Origin of the sequence: Maribacter sp., from assembly GCA_020629415.1 — a bacterium.
Classification (GTDB): domain Bacteria; phylum Bacteroidota; class Bacteroidia; order Flavobacteriales; family Flavobacteriaceae; genus Maribacter; species Maribacter huludaoensis.
This window is the reverse complement of sequence record JAHDDL010000008.1, coordinates 4,261-22,226: the sequence shown is the minus strand read 5'-3', so window position 1 is coordinate 22,226 and position 17,966 is coordinate 4,261. Positions and strand designations below refer to the sequence as shown.

The 17,966-nt window shown below is 38.0% G+C and carries 13 protein-coding genes; 6 read left to right on the top strand and 7 right to left on the bottom strand.

Features of this window, described 5'->3' with window-relative positions; genetic code table 11:
* Positions 1-3,126, bottom strand: a complete 3,126-nt coding sequence (locus tag QZ657_RS05060; protein WP_291965378.1) for a VPS10 domain-containing protein — start codon at positions 3,124-3,126, stop codon at positions 1-3.
* A 172-nt stretch (positions 3,127-3,298) separates the two neighbouring features.
* On the bottom strand, positions 3,299-6,463 hold the full coding sequence (locus QZ657_RS05055) for a WD40/YVTN/BNR-like repeat-containing protein (protein WP_291965376.1): 3,165 nt from the start codon (positions 6,461-6,463) through the stop codon (positions 3,299-3,301).
* A 273-nt stretch (positions 6,464-6,736) separates the two neighbouring features.
* On the opposite strand from QZ657_RS05055, the gene QZ657_RS05050 reads away from it, so the two are divergent.
* Complete coding sequence (locus tag QZ657_RS05050; protein WP_291965374.1) at positions 6,737-8,041, top strand: alpha/beta hydrolase family protein; 1,305 nt, start codon at positions 6,737-6,739, stop codon at positions 8,039-8,041.
* A gap of 1 nt (position 8,042) precedes the next feature.
* Here the strand turns inward: QZ657_RS05050 and QZ657_RS05045 are convergent, their stop codons facing one another.
* From QZ657_RS05045 to hemH, 4 genes are all read right to left on the bottom strand, one after another.
* Positions 8,043-8,183, bottom strand: a complete 141-nt coding sequence (locus QZ657_RS05045; protein WP_156894553.1) for a hypothetical protein — start codon at positions 8,181-8,183, stop codon at positions 8,043-8,045.
* 69 nt (positions 8,184-8,252) lie between these two features.
* The gene (locus QZ657_RS05040) at positions 8,253-9,629 is read right to left on the bottom strand and encodes an MATE family efflux transporter (protein WP_291965371.1); all 1,377 of its coding nucleotides are present in this window, start codon (positions 9,627-9,629) and stop codon (positions 8,253-8,255) included.
* A 49-nt stretch (positions 9,630-9,678) separates the two neighbouring features.
* Complete coding sequence (locus QZ657_RS05035) at positions 9,679-10,452, bottom strand: DUF3050 domain-containing protein (RefSeq protein ID WP_291965370.1); 774 nt, start codon at positions 10,450-10,452, stop codon at positions 9,679-9,681.
* A 30-nt stretch (positions 10,453-10,482) separates the two neighbouring features.
* Positions 10,483-11,526 carry a ferrochelatase gene (gene hemH, locus QZ657_RS05030; RefSeq protein WP_291963441.1) on the bottom strand — a complete coding sequence of 348 codons (1,044 nt, stop codon included), beginning with the start codon at positions 11,524-11,526 and terminating at the stop codon, positions 10,483-10,485.
* Between the two features lie 177 nt (positions 11,527-11,703).
* Here hemH and QZ657_RS05025 point away from each other — a divergent pair, with 177 nt between their 5' ends.
* Positions 11,704-12,774, top strand: a complete 1,071-nt coding sequence (locus tag QZ657_RS05025) for a mechanosensitive ion channel family protein (RefSeq protein ID WP_291965368.1) — start codon at positions 11,704-11,706, stop codon at positions 12,772-12,774.
* 9 nt (positions 12,775-12,783) lie between these two features.
* Positions 12,784-13,623: an N-acetylmuramoyl-L-alanine amidase-like domain-containing protein gene (locus QZ657_RS05020; protein ID WP_291965366.1), complete on the top strand. Its 840-nt coding sequence runs from the start codon at positions 12,784-12,786 to the stop codon at positions 13,621-13,623.
* Here QZ657_RS05020 and QZ657_RS05015 read toward each other — a convergent pair.
* Positions 13,620-14,516, bottom strand: a complete 897-nt coding sequence (locus QZ657_RS05015; protein ID WP_291965364.1) for an AraC family transcriptional regulator — start codon at positions 14,514-14,516, stop codon at positions 13,620-13,622. The two genes, QZ657_RS05020 and QZ657_RS05015, sit on opposite strands and share 4 nt — an antisense overlap.
* A 192-nt stretch (positions 14,517-14,708) precedes the next feature.
* Here QZ657_RS05015 and hemA point away from each other — a divergent pair, with 192 nt between their 5' ends.
* The 3 genes from hemA to QZ657_RS05000 all read left to right on the top strand — a co-directional run.
* Positions 14,709-15,965, top strand: a complete 1,257-nt coding sequence (hemA, locus tag QZ657_RS05010; RefSeq protein ID WP_291963772.1) for a glutamyl-tRNA reductase — start codon at positions 14,709-14,711, stop codon at positions 15,963-15,965.
* Positions 15,962-17,542 carry a hydroxymethylbilane synthase gene (gene hemC, locus QZ657_RS05005; RefSeq protein WP_291965362.1) on the top strand — a complete coding sequence of 527 codons (1,581 nt, stop codon included), beginning with the start codon at positions 15,962-15,964 and terminating at the stop codon, positions 17,540-17,542. Before hemA ends, hemC begins: the two co-directional genes overlap by 4 nt.
* A gap of 134 nt (positions 17,543-17,676) precedes the next feature.
* Positions 17,677-17,966 (top strand): uroporphyrinogen decarboxylase family protein (locus QZ657_RS05000; protein WP_291965360.1); only part of this gene is annotated, 290 nt, incomplete at its 3' end.

The following is a 17,966-nucleotide window of genomic DNA, read 5'->3' as shown; positions in this document are numbered from 1 at the left end:
TTATAATCTTATTGCCCCAATTCCTGCATCCCACAAGGTTTTATTATAAGCAGGTATTGCTGTATTCTTTAATTGAGTTCCCCTAGCTTTTAGACCTGTCCATTGCGCGTCTAACTCAGTCTTTCTGTCTATACTAGACTTATTCAACCTGGGGATACTGCTATTGGTCTGGTTGATCATGAACAGATATTCAGCCGTAAATTTATTAGGAAAGTTCTCCACATCATCATAAGCTTGGGATTTACGCTGCACCATTTCAGCATCCCAGGCCTTCATATCGGCCAGTAGTTTTTCACCGGCAGATTTCACCGTTGGATCCGTTACTTTCTTTAAAATTGCGGTCAACTCTTTTTGAGCAGCATATAATTGAATGACCAGATTGTGCATTACGGTCAATTCTGCTTCGGCAGCGGTCATAAATACATCGAACTCTTCGTACTGTCCAGGTTTTGTTTCATAGGTAGGCAATTCTTTTATGATACCCGTAGTAGTCACTTTTTGACCATCAACGTTTAACGTAAACGTGTAGTTACCAGGAGAAACCTTATGACCTGAAAACCCAGCTTCAATATAGACATCTGGTATACCTGGCATGATAGGATGTTTCATATCCCAAACAAAACGGTTTAAACCTTCATTTTTACTTAAAACCGGTGCCGGTGGAGCGCCACCACCATTATGAGGCGTGTAAGTAGGATCTTTTTCAGAACTAATGGTTCTGATTACATTACCTTTAGCATCTGTGATTTCCAAAGTTATAGCCGTACTATCTTTTAATTTTGGAAGCTCATAATACAATACCACCCCATTTGCAGGATTGACACCTTCAAAAGGATCACTGCCCGTAAATTTTGAAGAATTACCATTTAAAGGACTGCCCCAAGAACCGTTGTAAGCTTCTTTTGGCTTTAGCATCTTAAGTCCTTTTTTAGATGGCTGATATTGACCTAAGGCAACAATATCATCCAAAATCCAAAACGAGCGTCCAGAAGTAGCCACTACTAAATCGCCCTGATGAACTTTTAAATCGGTAATAGGGGTTTTTGGCAAATTCAATTGAAAAGGCTCCCAAGATTTACCTCCGTTCCATGATGCATACATTCCTTTTTCGGTACCTGCATATAACAGGTCTTTCTTAAACTCATCTTCACGAACTACGCGGGTAAATGCGCCGTACGGAATTCCGGAGTTTATTGCCGTCCATGTTTTGCCATAATCGGTTGTTTTATAGAAGCCAGGTGTGTAGTCATTAAACTTATACCTTGTGGTAGCAATATAAGCCGTAGCAGGATCATGCGGAGAAACTTCAATGGCATTGATCAAACATTCCTTTAAACCTTTAGGGGTAACGTTCTCCCAAGTTTCGCCACCGTTTTTGGTCAAATGCACCAATCCGTCATCACTTCCGGTCCAGATATATCCTTTTTCGTGTGGAGATTCCAAGATATATGCCAACGTACCATAATTTTCCGCACCAACAGCTTCATTGGTGTATGGACCTCCACCATTTCCTTGTTTTGCATCGATATCACGTGTAAGGTCTGGTGAAATAATATCCCAGGTTTTACCCATATCCGTAGTTTTAAAAACATATTGGGCACCATGGTAAAAAGTTCCAGGTTCATGTACCGAAGCTATAATTGGGGCATTCCAATTGAACAAGTATTTCATATCCCTAGCTTCGCGACCTAAATACTGAATAGGCGCTTGCATAATTTGGGTAGCCGATTTTGACACCATATCCATTACTTCAACAGTACCTAAATATTGACCGCCCATAACATACCTTGGGTTATCTGGGTCAAAAGCCAAAAAGGCACTTTCACCACCGGCAGAATCGGTCCAATCCCTTGTTGTAATGCTACCGCTACCTGTAGATAAACTTGCAATTTTTACAGAAGTATTATCCTGTTGACCACCATAAATATTATACGGAAATAGATTGTCTACACTAATTCTATAAAATTGAGCTGTGGGCATATTATCTTGTGTAGACCAAGTTTTTGCATAATCGAAAGAAACAGATGCGCCACCGTCATCTGCCAAAATCATATTTTTAGAGTTGTTTGGGTTGATCCACAAATCGTGGGTATCGCCATGTGCAATATCTAGATCCTCCCAGGTTTTTCCACCATCTTCAGATCGTAAAGCAGGAGCACTCAATACATAAACGGTATCATCATCATTAGGATCTACAAATACCTCTATGTAATACCATGCACGCTGCACCAAACGATTATCGCCACTGACCATACTCCAAGATTCCCCGGCATCATTTGAAACGAACAGACCACCTTTATCCGCATTGGAATTACTTTCAATCAATGCATATACTTTGTTAGAGTTTGACGGACTAACGGCAATAGCCATTTTTCCTTTTTCCTCAGGTAATCCTTTATGTATTTTTTGCCATGTTTCACCTGCATCGGTAGATTTATAAAGTCCACTACCGGGTCCGCCACTTACCACCATATTGGGCATACGTTGATGTTCCCACATGGCAGCATACATAATTTCTGGATAATTGGCATCCATAGACAGTTCAGAAGCACCGGTTAAGTTGTTTACGAACAACGTATTTTTCCACGTTTTTCCTCCATCTGTAGATTTATAGATTCCACGTTCAGCATTGCCTTCAAAAAGGGCTCCTTGTGCGGCAACATAAACAATTTCCGGATTTGTAGGATGAATGATAATACGTGAAATATGCTGGGTTTTTTCAAGTCCCATTTTCTTCCATGTTTTTCCGGCATCCGTAGATTTAAATACACCGTCTCCGTAAGATGTCATTACACCACGTGGCGCATGTTCACCCATACCAACATATACAATATTAGGGTTAGATGCCGATACCGAAACAGCACCAACAGAACCCATTTCAAAATATCCGTCAGAAATATTTTCCCACCGTTGCCCTGCAGATTCGGTTTTCCAAACTCCGCCACCTGTCGTACCCATATAGTACGTCATGGGGTCACCAATAACGCCCGTAGCAGTTACCGATCGCCCACCCCTGAACGGACCAATATTTCTAAATTTTAAAGGTTCAAAATAATCATTGGCAGTTTGTGCAAAAGTTAAGGTCGTTGCCAGTATCGTTACAAAGCAGAGTAATTGTTTTTTCATGTGTGGTAGTTAGGTGGTTATTTCTGATATTCTAAATTGTCTGTTCTAGTGGTTTTTCTTAGAGTAAAGACTAAAGAAAAATTAGTATCAAGAACCATTGGGAACACAAAAGGTTTCTCGATACTAATTTTTTCATACTTCAAAAATTCACTCGAAATGACAGTTTTGAACCTTACTTACTGTCATCAATAAACAAATAGTTCAAGTTCAATTCATTAAACTCTTTGTTGAATTCTTTGAGTTCTGATGATATTACCTCGTTAAAAATTTGAAGCTCTTTATTGATTTTGGCCGTTAGTTCATTCTTTACGGCAATATCTTGTTCAGTTGGTGGAAAGTCCCCTATAGAAACCAAACTGTTCAAATGTCCTAATTTATTGGTCAACTTAATAGGGAAGTTCAAAGGATCTTGTCTACTTCTATTTTTGGTCTGATACAGCGCCTTCTCTACCTCACCAAGTTTCTCTTTCATCACTTTTGCCTTTTCGATCAAATCCTTGGTTCTAGTGTTATCTTTATACTGCTCCGTAAATGAATTCAGTTGCTTAGTAACATCTCTAATCTTCTTTATAGATTGATGCGCATTTTCAATGGTAGTATTGATATCGGTAATAAAATCGAATTGCTGTTGCATTTCTGCCACTGAACTTTCCGCTCTTGGGTCTGGCAAAATGGTAAATGTTTCGCTACTATTGCTGCCGTTTACGTTCAAATGCACTTTATAATCACCAGGCACTGCTTTTGCCCCGTCAAAACTAGCCCACCAGAAAATCATACCTTCCAATTTGGTAGCTCCTTTACCTCGCGTATCCCAAACAAAAGTGTTACCGCCTTTCTTAACTTCAAGTTTTTTCGCTTCTACTCCGCTCAGCAACCCATCTTTCTTCAAATGATTTTTATATAGCGCCAAGGTATCACCTGCCATACTGGTATAGGTCAACTGAACCGTATCTTTCTCTGAATAATTCTTAAGTAAAAAATGAGTAATTACACCGTTCTCTAAATTCTGTCCTGATGTTTTGGAGGGCTTTTTAGCTGCCATACCCTTAGTTCGGTAAGAATCCTTTGGCTTGAACAAAACGGTACTTGCATTTTTCTTAGCTTCATCTAACTGATGTAAAACAGTAAGATCATCAATAATCCATAGACTTCTACCCTGTGTAGCTACTATAAGGTTATCATCTTTGATCGTTAAATCCGTAATTGGCACAATTGGCAAATTCATTTGAAAAGAGAACCAGCTAACCCCGTCGTTGAACGAAACATACATACCGGTTTCTGTACCGGCATATAACAAACCTTTCTTTTTAGGATCTTCACGAAGCACCCTTGTAAAATGTTCAGCAGGTATACCATTCGTTATTTTTGACCATGTTTTACCATAGTCCGTTGTTTTATAGAGGTAGGGTTGAAAATCGCCCAGCTTATATCTCGTTGCCGCAACATAGCAGGTACCCTCATCAAAATTAGAAGGTTCAATACTATTGATCATATTCCACTCTGGCATATTCGGGGGAGTAACATTTTCCCACGTTGCACCGGCATCTTTAGAAACATGTATTAATCCATCATCACTACCTACCCAAAGCAAACCTTCTTTTAAAGGACTCTCGTTTGCCGTAAAAATGGTACAGTAATATTCAACACTGGTATTATCTTGAGTAATAGGACCGCCACTTGAACCTAATTTTGTAGGGTCATTTCTTGTAAGATCACCACTTATAACTTCCCAGCTTTGACCTTCATTTTCCGTTACATGCACATAATTGGAGAAGGTATATAGTTTCTTAGGATTATGTCTACTGAACAGAATAGGGAAATTCCATTGAAAACGGTACTTCATTGCTTCTGCTCCGGCTCCCATAGGATTGTCCGGCCATACATTGACTCCTCTTACAGAACCCGTTTCATGATTTACACGAGTTAGAAATCCGTCATAACTACCACCGTAGACAATATCATCATTGGTTGGGTCTACGGCAATCCATGCAGACTCACCTCCTGCAGTTTCCTCCCAGTTGTTATCATCAATAGTACGACCATCACTTCTATGCTCTATTCGCAAGGTTGAATTATCTTGTTGTGCCACATAAATTCTATACGGGAAAGAATTGTCTGTAGTGACTCTATAAAATTGAGCTGTGGGCTGATTGTAGTAGGTACTCCACGTTTCTCCGCCATCATAGGAAATTTGTGCACCACCATCATCACCAATGATCATACGTTGAGAATTTTCAGGAGAAATCCACAGATCATGGTGATCCCCATGCGGAGCATTGAAGGTATTAAACGTTTTACCACCATCGGTAGACTTATGGTAGTTTACATTCAGCACATAAACAACATCTTCATCCTGAGTATCGGCATACACTCTAGTGTAATACCATGCGCGCTGACGAATTTTACGTTCTTCGTTTACAAGAGACCATGTTTTACCTCCATTTTCTGAACGATATAATCCACCTTTATCTTTGTTTTCAACAATTGCCCAAACTTTTTCCGAGTTTTTTGGTGAAACAGCCACTCCTATAATACCTAAAGTATCGGTAGGAAAACCATCATTCTTGGAAATCTCTGTCCAGGTCTCACCACTATCCATACTTTTCCAAAGTGCAGAACCATCGCCACCACTAATTAAACTGTAAGGCGTACGTTGTGCATGCCATGTAGATGCATATAATATTCTTGGGTTGTTGGGATCAAAAGTCAGATCTACCGCACCGGCCTGTTCGTTTACAAAAAGTACCTGCTTCCAATTTTTTCCACCATCGGTACTTTTATATATACCACGGTCTTTTGTTGGTTTATAGATATCACCAAGCACAGCAGCATAAACTGTATTATAATCTTTAGGGTGCACGCGAAGACGAGGTACGTGCCTGCTTTTTTCCAATCCGGCGGTAGCCCATGTTTTACCTCCATCCTCGGTTTTCCAAACTCCATAACCAGAAGATACATTTCCTCTTAAGGTTTTTTCACCACCACCAACATAAATGACATTAGGGTCGCTTTTTGCAACTTCTACGGCACCAATGCTTCCACCAAAATATCCATCGGAAATATTATCCCAAGTACGGCCGCCATCCAGTGTTTTCCAAACTCCGCCACCAGCTGCGCCAAAGTAAAACAAATTGGGTTCCCCGGGTACTCCAGTTACTGCTGCGGAACGACCACCACGAAACGGACCTATTAATCTATAATCTAAACTAGAATATAATTCTTCTGGGTAGGTCGTTACAGTACTTTGTGATTTGTTTCTTCTTTGAGATAGTACCGATAACGGCAATAGCAAACATGCCAGCAAGAGTATGCCAGCATTGGTAAGGTGCTTTTTCATTTTGATAGTTTGAAGTTAGTCTTCTCTAAAATTAAACAATTAGTTGAGCAAATGTTGATTTTAAGATTTTATTAGCATCTCAAGATCAGGATTATTATCAAAATGAAAATTTACTAGGCATTTACAAATTCAATCTTCAAAAAGAAGGGTAACTATTCCTATTTAAATAATTAAGGATTCCCAGAAAGTAAAAAAAATCAGTTCTATAACATTAACAATAAAATATGCGAACAATTAAAGTATTCTTATATTTAGAGCAACAAACTAACAATTATGAAATTTAAAACACTATTATTTTCGGCATCGTTAATTGCCATTCTATTCAACGGATTGACAATAAATACGGTTAATGCCCAAACCAATGATTTTCTTTACGGAGACCAATTACCAGATGCACCAGAACTAAGTGCCAGAGGGGAATATAAAGTAGGTGTAAAGACGGTAAACCTTGTTAACCCCAACCAAGTAGATATTTTAAACTCAAAAGAAGGTAACGACCCAACGTATGACAGACCAATTACGATTGAAGTTTGGTATCCTGCCAATGTAGGCGACGATGCCAAAACCGTTGTATATGATGAAGTCATGGGGACTAGGGGAGATTCGTTAAGACCTTTAACTCCATTTACCTTTAAGGGACGCGCATACAGAGATGCCACACCAAAGACCGGAAATAAATTTCCTTTAGTTGTTGTTTCTCACGGTTATGTTGGCTCTAGATACTTAATGACCTATTTAACCGAAAACCTCGCATCTAAAGGGTATATCGTTGCCGCCATAGATCATACCGATTCTACTTTCAAAGACGCCAATGCATTTCAAAGCACATTATTGAATAGACCAAAGGATATTCGTTTTGTAATCAATGAAATGGAGAAAATGGGTGCAAAAGGCTCTAAAAATAATTTAGAAGGTGTAGTAGATGCTGACAATACCGCAATTATAGGGTACTCCATGGGAGGCTACGGCGTATTAAATGTTGGCGGGGCCGGTTATAGCGATGGTCTGGCACAATTCTTTACAGGAATGACCGGTGGCAGCACTGCAATCTCAGTACATACAGCCGGAAATGCTGCTTACGAAAAAATGACCGATGCCAGAATTAAGGCAATCGTAGCATTTGCACCATGGGGAATGGAACGTGGTGTTTGGGATGCCGAAGGATTAAAAGGATTAAAAACCCCTACTTTCTTTATTGCCGGCAGCCAAGATGATATCTCTGGTTATGAAAAGGGAATAAAAGCCATATACGAGGGCGCAGTAAATGCCGACCGTTATTTGCTGACCTATATGAATGCAAGACATAATGTAGCCCCTAACCCACCTCCAGCGGAGGCTTTGGCACCAGGTCTACATATAGATGAATATTACAGATACGCAGAGCCATCTTGGGATCAGCGCAAAATGAATAATATAAACCAGCATTTTGTAACTGCCTTCATAGGTAAACATTTAAAAAACCAAGACAACACCAAGTTTTTAGAGGTTCAGGAAGATTCCAACGAAAAAGACTGGACAGGTTTTAAACCTAGGTCATCTACCGGAATGGAGTTGTTACATGCACAACCTGCAAACTAACCTAATTTCTCAATTTAGCTGCTTTAGGAACTTCTTCCTTTAGCAGCTTCATATATGTGTTTTGATTGGAAATCAACTCTTTCAGTTTCCATACCAATAGAAATATGGCAACCGCAATTAATTGTGATAAAATAAAAATCATACTCGTATTCTTTAGCGTTTCTAACGCTACTTACGGAATATGTTTTGTAAGGTTTGATTTACTATTGAATTAAACCAAATTCTTATCAATTTCCTTTTTCAAAAAATACCCCGTAACAATGGTTGCAAGTACATCTGCAATGGGGAAGGAAATCCAAACACCTAGTTCACCTAGAAAATTTGGTAGGATCAGTATTAACGGAATAAAGAAGAACCCTTGTCGGCATAAGGTCAATAATAGTGCCGGCACCGCTTTTCCTATGGCTTGAAAGTATGCCGCACCAATAAGCTGTAAGGCAATAATGGGAGTAGCGGCAAATACCCATCGCATGGCAGATGGGGTATGCTCCAAGACAAAAGCATTGGATGCCAATTCCAATTCGCTCATATTAGGTTTATGGCTTAAAAAGAGTCCTGCTATTTCAGCAGGAAAAATCATGAGTCCGGCGAAAACGATTGTTGCCAATATTGCCGCATATTTAATAGCAGTGTATATAGATTCTTTTACCCTATCGTACTTTTCAGCACCATAATTAAACCCTGCAATGGGCAAAAAACCTTGTGTGACACCGAATACCGGAAAAAGGGCGAACATTAACATTCTACCTATAATTGCATAAACGGCTACCATTGCTTCGCCTCCCAAATCAAAAAGAATGTTATTCATCAATAGATAAATTACGCTCACTACTGCCTGCCGTGAGAGCGTCACCACCCCAAGTGAGCTTATTTCCTTGATTATTGAAAACTTGATGCGTACATATTTTGGACTCAGTTTTAATTCTGAATTATGGGACAGAAAAAAATAAACGATGTATAGAAAACATAGCAAGTAACTTATGGTGGTGGCCCAAGCGGCTCCTTCCATACCGTAATCCATCACGTTGATAAGCAAATAATCCAAAATCAAATTTCCAATTGAAGGAATTATCATGGCAATCATGGCAAATTTGGGTTTGCCTTCCGATCGGATTACGTTATTACCCATCATATTAAGACCTAAGAAAGGGACACCATACAGCACAATAACATAATAGATTTTAGCCAACTCAAAAATAGAGCCCTTACCGCCAAATGCAGGGATTAGAGTATCAACAAAAGTAAGCCCTACGGCAACCATTGTTGTGGTGATCAAAATGGTAAATGAAATTTGATTACCAAAAGTGCGTATTGCCTTCTCTTTATCTCCGGCACCTAAGGCCCTTGAAATAATACTGGCACCGCCAATACCAATGGCCATACCTAAAGCACCTATAAAAAAAGAAATGGGTAAGACTACGTTTATAGCTGCAATAGCAATGGACCCTATCCAATTACCAACGAAGATAGAATCTACTAGAACATTGAGTGACATTACCAAAATACCGATACTGGCAGGCAATGCTTGTTTTATAAGCAAACTAGATATTGATTCCGTTCCTAATTGTTCTGCGGAAACGTTTGCCATTGCATTGAATTTTAACTTTTAATTTTTCATTCCTTGAGAAATAATATAACTATACCACTATTGCTTGTTCCTTTACAATTGAATCTGCAATGAAATTCCATAAATTAATACGCTCTTTTAATGCAGTAACAGAACATTCCAATACTTCGTGCCATTTGGCTTCATTATCACCACACAATTCTTGGATCATTTTTAATGAAAGCGGACCGTGCTCATCCCCATCTAATTCTATATGTCTTTTTAGGTAGTATTGTAATTTAGGGTATGCATTAGCACCAGCCTGATCTACAATTTTCAAGAACATATCTGGTATTAAATCTTCCCTACCAAAAGTAAATGCAGCTGCAATTTTATGTGGTTCCTGCGTTTGTATCGTTTTAAAGGTAAATGACAAAAATGATTTTACGGCATCATTTAAATTGGCATTACTAATTGTTGCTAAAACCGTATCAAGCGAATCAATTTTACTTAGGAAATCGGTTATTTTACGAGTATCCGCACCTACTTCTACCATAGCATCCAAGTACATTTCATAGTGACTTTTTAATGCCCCCAATTCATTTACGTCTGTTTCTTCTTCTAAAACAATTTCATTAATAAACCGAGCGGTATTTGTATTCGTAACCGGTTTCCACGGTAACGTTGTACAGGTAAGATTAATTTGCAAAGCCTTTAAGAGCGACATAAAATCCCATACGGCATACACGTGGCTCTCCATAAATACTTTTATATCTTGAACGGACTTCAATTTCCCATAAAGGGCATGATTTCTTAATTGTTCTCTTAACGGTTCTAGTATTAATTCTATTTCTTCAATTTTCATAGCAGTGATTTTGTTAGAATTTAGAGGACACTAGGTACTTGGTACTACATCTAATTTATCAGTAGCTTGCCAATCGTTTACCCATTTGGCCATGACGCTCACCCAGGCATCATTATCGTTCATACAAGGTATATGCTTGTAATCTTCACCACCAGCTTCCATAAATTGTTCTTTACCTTCCATAGCAATTTCTTCCAAGGTTTCTAAACAATCGCTCACGAAAGCGGGAGTAATAACAGCTAATTTCTTCTTGCCTTCTTTTGCCAATCGTTCAAACTCATAATCTGTATAAGGCTTTAGCCAAGGATCACCTGCCAAACGAGATTGAAATGACGAACTTACTTGTTCTTCTTTTAGACCCAAATAGGCTTTTACCATTTCCGTAGTGTCATATACCTGATGTCTGTAACAGGTATTATGCGCTACAGAATTTACGTTACAACAAGTACCATCTATTTTGCAATGAAAACTGGTGGGATCGCTTTTACGAATATGACGTTCCGGTATACCATGGTATGAAAATAATATATGATCATAATCAAAACCTTCTAACCCGTCTTTTATACTTTCTGAAAGTGCTTTGATGAATTCAGGATGCTTATAAAAAGCAGGTAACGTTGTAATCTTCATTCCAGGGAAAGAAGCTTTTTGTTCTTCTAACACCTTTACAACGACAGTTTCAAAACTAGACATTGCGTAATGTGGATATAAAGGCACCAACAGCACATCATCAACTCCTTTATCTTTCAACTCTTGCATAGCTTTATTGATAGACATGGTACCGTAACGCATTCCCAAAGCAACCGGCATATTGGTCTGTGTCTTCAATTTATTGGTAAAACGCTCAGAAATTACCACTAGTGGAGAACCTTCTTCCCACCAAATTTTAGCATAGGCTTCTGCAGATTTTTTAGGTCTGGTCTGCAAAATAATTCCTCTTACCAAAATTGTTCTTAGCCACTTTGGCGCATCTATGACACGCTCATCCATTAAAAATTCATCTAAATAAGGCTTAACATCTTTTGGGGTAGGGCTATCAGGTGAACCCAAATTAACCAATAATACTCCTTTCATAGCGTATGTGTTTGTTATTCAATTGCAAAAATAACACTTGCAAATCGATGATATTTCAATTTTTGACAATAGTTTTTCTATACTCTTATAAAGCAATCTAATAACTGGTCAAATAATTTTTAGTGCTATTTAATTTTAGTAAGTTGTAATTCATCAAAAACTATAACACATTTTATAATGAATACTTTTTTTGATACCGTACCAACAAAAGCACTTTACTTTTTTATAGCCTCTACTTTAGGTGTCCTAATTACCTATTGGGTCATTTCATTTATCATTAAAAAATTTGGTAAAGACCCTAAGTATTTAATACCGCACGGTACTTTTAAAAAGATAAGCAGCCCAATATTTTTAATTATAGTATCTATCTGGCTTAGATCACCTTCATTAAGAACATTATTACAATTAGAAGATTATACCTATTATTTTAAAAAGGTAAGTACTATTCTCTTTATTCTATCACTAACCTGGTTGTCACTAAATCTTTTAAAAATTATAAAAACCATTATTGTTAGTAATTATGATGTTAATGTCGAGAATAACTTAAGGGCTAGAAAAATATACACCCAGTTCAATATTCTTGAACGCATTTTTATTTTCATCATTATAATTTTTGCGGTTGGTGCAGTGCTCATGAGTTTTGAGAGTATTCGTGAATTGGGCGTCAGTATTTTTGCCTCTGCAGGTGTTGCCGGTATTATCATTGGGTTCTCTGCCCAAAAAATGATCGGTACTGTCCTAGCCGGTATTCAAATTGCCATAGCGCAACCTATTAAAATAGATGATGTGGTAATTGTAGAAGGTGAATGGGGGCGTATTGAGGAAATAACATTGACCTATGTGGTCGTAAAAATATGGGATAAACGAAGGTTGATCGTACCTACACCTTATTTTATTGAGAAACCGTTTCAAAACTGGACCAAAACCTCATCTGATATTTTAGGAACCGTTTTTCTTTATACCGATTATAATGTACCATTTGATGCCCTCCGTAAAGAGCTGACCAGAATTTTGGAAGGCACAGAGCTTTGGGACAAAGAGGTCAATGTACTTCAAGTTACTGACAGCAAACAAAACAGTGTAGAGATAAGAGCGCTTATGAGCGCCAAAGATTCGCCCACTGCTTGGGATCTTCGTGTTCATGTACGTGAAAAGTTAATTACATTTTTACAGAAAAATTATCCGGAGAGTATAGCCAAGAACAGGGTTTTGTTGGAAAAGTCCTCGGATGAAAATAACAATTCATAATTTAGCGTTATGAGACATTTAGTAGTAATTCTTTCTCTTTTTGCATACATATCCGTCCAAGCCCAACAAATCACATGCTCCCCAAAAGACAGAGCGGCCGTTGAGAGCAAACTAGTTGAAATAGACGGTATGTTTCAGGATGATATTGGCGCCACTATGGTCAGCGTTGGTAAAACATTTATGAAAACGCCGTATGTTGCCAAAACGTTAGAAATTGGCGACACAGAAACCTTGGTCGTAAACCTACAAGGATTGGATTGTACCACTTTTGTGGAAAATGTACTCGCATTTTCACTTTTACTTCGCCAACAAGAAAAAGCGTTTGATGCCTTTTTAAAAAATTTGGAAATTATTAGATATAAAGATGGTTCTTTAAATGGTTATGCCTCTCGCCTCCATTATTTCTCCGAGTGGATTGCCAACAATGCCGAAAAAGGGCTTCTTAAAGATATTACCGGTGAAATTGGTGGCGCAGCAATCACTAAGGATATTAATTTTATGAGCACGCACAGAGATTTGTATCCCTTCTTGGCAGATGATGTTAATTTCTCAAAAATCAAAGCATCCGAAAACTATTTAAATAGTCAGGCTATTTGTGTGTTGGCACAAGATGATATTGCCGCCAATGAACACTTAATACAAACTGGTGATATTATTGCTTTAGCAACTTCCATCAATGGCTTGGACGTTACCCATACGGGTATTGCTACGCGCGAAAAAGATGGTAGAATTCACTTACTACATGCATCAACCGGGTCTATGGAGGTTGAAGTATCAAAAAAACCTTTAGCAGATTACTTAAAAGGAATTAAAAGCAATACAGGTATTATGGTTGCAAGACCACTTTAAGCATTGCCCCCTGCCATAGCCAATAAATATTTTTTAGGTGTCGTGTTATACTTTTTCTTAAACGCCGCAATGAAGTGACTTGAGGTACTATACCCCACTTTAAGCCCTATTTCATTGACATTATACTGACCGGTTTCTAATAATCGCTTTGCAAAATCCATCTTGTGATCAAATAGAAAACTATATACAGAATCTCCATAAATCTGTTTAAATCCTTCTTTTAAGCGTTTTAGACTCAAGCCTACTTCACTTGATAATTCTGCCAATGTTGGTGGTTCAGCCATGTTGGCCAAAATAATTTCTTTGGCTTTCTTGATTTTCTTTACGTTTTCCTCATCTGCCAAATACGGGCACTGTTCAATATCTGCATTGGGGCTTCTATTAAAGTACAAGGCAATCAATTCATAAATCTTACCTTTTACATACAGCGCTTTTATAGACGGATGTAAATTATAATTTACGATTTGACTCAAAATAACGGCTATCGATGGGGAAAATGGTTCTTGAGCATAATACTTTTTCTCAGTATTATCGGCACTTAAAAATGGTATATAATCTGCTTCTGCAGTAAAAAGAGAGTGAAATTTTCGTAAGGTCATCACCACGGAAACCAATGATGATTTTGGATTAAGACTTAAATTCAACGGTAGATCTAACTGCGTGTTATACAATAACAAAGAGTTCTCTTCCTTTACATCTAAACTATAATTTCCTTGATTAAAATTATAGGTGCCGTTACCCTTTAAACAGAAGTGAAATTGTATAAAACGTTTATTGATATCACGAGAATATTGAACTGCTATATCTTCATCATTTTGAAATTTAAGAACGTAAAATCCGTCCTCGATCAAAACTTCGTCATATGACCCTTGAGCGTTACTTTTTATATCCATTTTCTTCAATTGAATTTATATCTATTTAGAAAGCATCTAAATAAAATTGTAGTTATTGACTGAAACCACCATAAAATTATGGCTAATAAACTGATAAATGTCATATTTTGCCCAAAAATTCGGCAGACGACATTAATTGTACCTCTAGCGTTGTTTTTATTGAAAGGATGCTCATATTTTTGTATCCGCTTTATGAAGGACTATCACATTTCTAAACATAATTCCTTTTATACCATTGGCCTAAACTACAAAAAGGCCGATGCCGAGGCCCGTGGTAAATTTAGTTTGGACGAAGTGGCCGTAAAATCGCTTTTACAAGAAGCTAAAAATCAGGGCATAGATGGTTTATTGGCAACATCTACCTGTAACCGGACCGAGTTACATGGTTTTGCCCAACATCCTTTTCAACTTATAAAATTATTATGTGACCACTCTAACGGAACCGTTGAAGCGTTTCAAGAAGTGGCATATGTCTATAAGAACAAAGAAGCTATCAATCACTTGTTTCGTGTAGGTACAGGTTTGGATAGCCAAATACTGGGTGATTTTGAAATCATTAGCCAGTTAAAACAAAGTTTTAAGCGCTCCAAGGAATTGGGTATTGCAAATCCGTTTATTGAACGTCTTTGTAATAGCATCATACAAGCTAGTAAACGTATCAAAAACGAAACTGAGATTTCTTCCGGAGCCACATCCGTAGCATTCGCGTCCGTACAATATATTATGCGAAACGTTGAAAATGTATCCGATAAGAACATTCTATTATTTGGTACTGGCAAGATCGGCCGCAATACCTGCGAGAATTTAATAAAGCACACCAAAAACTCACACATTACCCTTATCAATAGAACCAAAGGTAAAGCTGAGCAAATTGCGGGGAAGTTCAACCTTATGGTAAAAGATTACGGCGATTTGCAATCGGAAATAAGAAAATCCGATATACTGGTGGTTGCCACAGGTGCACAAAAACCAACGATTACCAAAGAATTGATCTATACCAATAAACCTTTATTGATATTAGATTTGTCCGTTCCCAAAAATGTTGACGCAAGCGTTTCAGATATGGACAACGTAACCGTCATCCATTTAGATCATTTATCTCAAATGACCGATGAAACATTGGAACGTAGAAAGCAATTTATTCCAGAAGCGGAAGCTATCAATGAAGAAGTAAAGCATGATTTTAACCAATGGTTGGAAACCAGAAAATTTGCTCCCGTTATCAAAGCTTTAAAACAGAAGTTAAAGACTATAAAGGATGAAGAGCTTGACTACCAATCCAAAAAAACGGTCGATTTTAATTCGCACCAGGCAGATGTAGTCACCAATCGCATCATTCAAAAAATAACCAAACAATTTGCAAATCATCTTAAAGATGACTCGGTAGATTCCAATTCAAGTTTAGAATTTATCCAAAAAGTTTTTCAATTAGAATTGGACGAGAAATGAGTAAAGTAATACGATTAGGCACACGCGATAGCGAGTTAGCGCTATGGCAGGCAAATACCGTAAAAGACCAACTACAAGCATTAGGCCATACCGTAAAATTAGTACCTGTAAAATCTACGGGAGATTTAATTTTAGATAAGCCTTTGTATGAATTAGGTATCACCGGAGTATTCACCAAAACATTGGATGTTGCCATGATCAATGGCGATATTGATATTGCGGTACACTCCATGAAAGATGTACCCACTGCCCTACCGCAAGGGATTGTAAAGGCCGCTGTTTTAAAACGTGGTAATTACATGGATATCATGGCATTTAAGGACAATGAAGAGTTTTTGGGAGCACGTGATGCCGTTATTGCTACCGGTAGTTTACGTAGACAGGCACAATGGCTCAACAGATACCCAACACACACTGTTGTAGATCTAAGGGGCAATGTAAACAGCCGTTTAGAGAAATTGTACAATAATGAATGGAACGGTGCCATTTTTGCCGCTGCAGGTCTGGAACGTATTGGTTTAGAGCCAGAGAATACCATTGGCCTTACCTGGATGTTGCCCGCACCTGCCCAAGGAGCTATTATGGTAGTAGCCATGGAGGACAATGAAGAAGTACGTAAAGCATGTGCGCAACTGAACCATGAGGAAACCGATACCTGTGTTACCCTGGAAAGACAATTTCTTAGGGAACTAGAAGGTGGTTGTAGCGCACCTATAGGGGCACTATCCTATATCAACAAAGAAAATATTGTTACGCTTAAGGGCGTATTATTAAATGTTGATGGCAGCAAAAAGCTAGAAACCGAATTAACAGCACCACTTGGCAAACACCAAAATTTAGGTATTGACTGTGCCAAGACGATTTTAGCACGTGGTGGTAGACGTTTAATGACGGAATTGGCAAGTGCCGGAACCGAGGTAAACATTTTTTCTACAAAGAAACTTACACCTCAACAGCAACTTAGCCTTAATATTTCTGTAAATGCGGATTCAGATGATTTCATAAAAATCAATTTTAATCGTATTTCTCCGATTGTTCTTAAAAAGGAGCATAAGAATGTAGTCTTCACCAGCAAAAATGCCGTTGAAGCAGTATTGGCAAGTAGAGATGTGTCCGAATTAAATTTTGAGAATATTTATTGTGTAGGTAGAAAAACAAGACGATTTATAAAAAATAAGTTTGGTAAAATAACGCATTACGAAAACAATGCAAAAGACTTGGCCAATCACCTAGTGGAATTTATTGATGGTACAGAAGTTACCTATTTTCACGGAAATCTTAGCTTGGAAGAATTGCCTGTTATCTTAGAGGAAAACAATATTACGGTCAATGCCATTGAAGCATATAGAACAAAATTATCCGGTAAGTCCATACCAGAATCCGTAAAAGGCATCATGTTCTTTAGTCCGTCTAACGTTGAAAGTTATCTTCAAGAAAATTCGTCAGATAAAATTGCGTATTGCATAGGCGAAACCACTGCAAAAGCGGCCAGGGAACATTTCACTGAAGTTAAAGTTGCCAAAATACCAACGGTAGAAAGTGTTATTGAATTGGTGAATGCGGATTATGAAGATTAGCCAATGGATGTTGGCTAAAAAATTAAAAATTAACGTCTTTGCGAGCATAGCGAAGCAATCTGTTTCTTAGGAACACCAACAAACAGATTGCTTCGGAGCAAAAAGGCTCCTCGCAATGACGAACAACATAAACTATGAGCTTAAAAAACGACCTATTTCTAAAAGCATTAAAAGGTGAGACTGTAGAAAGACCACCAGTATGGATGATGCGCCAAGCGGGTAGATATTTACCTGAGTTTATGGCAATCAAGGAAAAATATGATTTCTTTACAAGATGTCAGACTCCTGAATTGGCATCTGAAATTACGGTACAACCTATTCGTAGATATGGTATGGATGCCGCTATTCTTTTTAGTGATATTTTAGTGATACCACAGGCCATGAACATTCATGTGGAGATGAAACCCAATTTTGGTCCGTATTT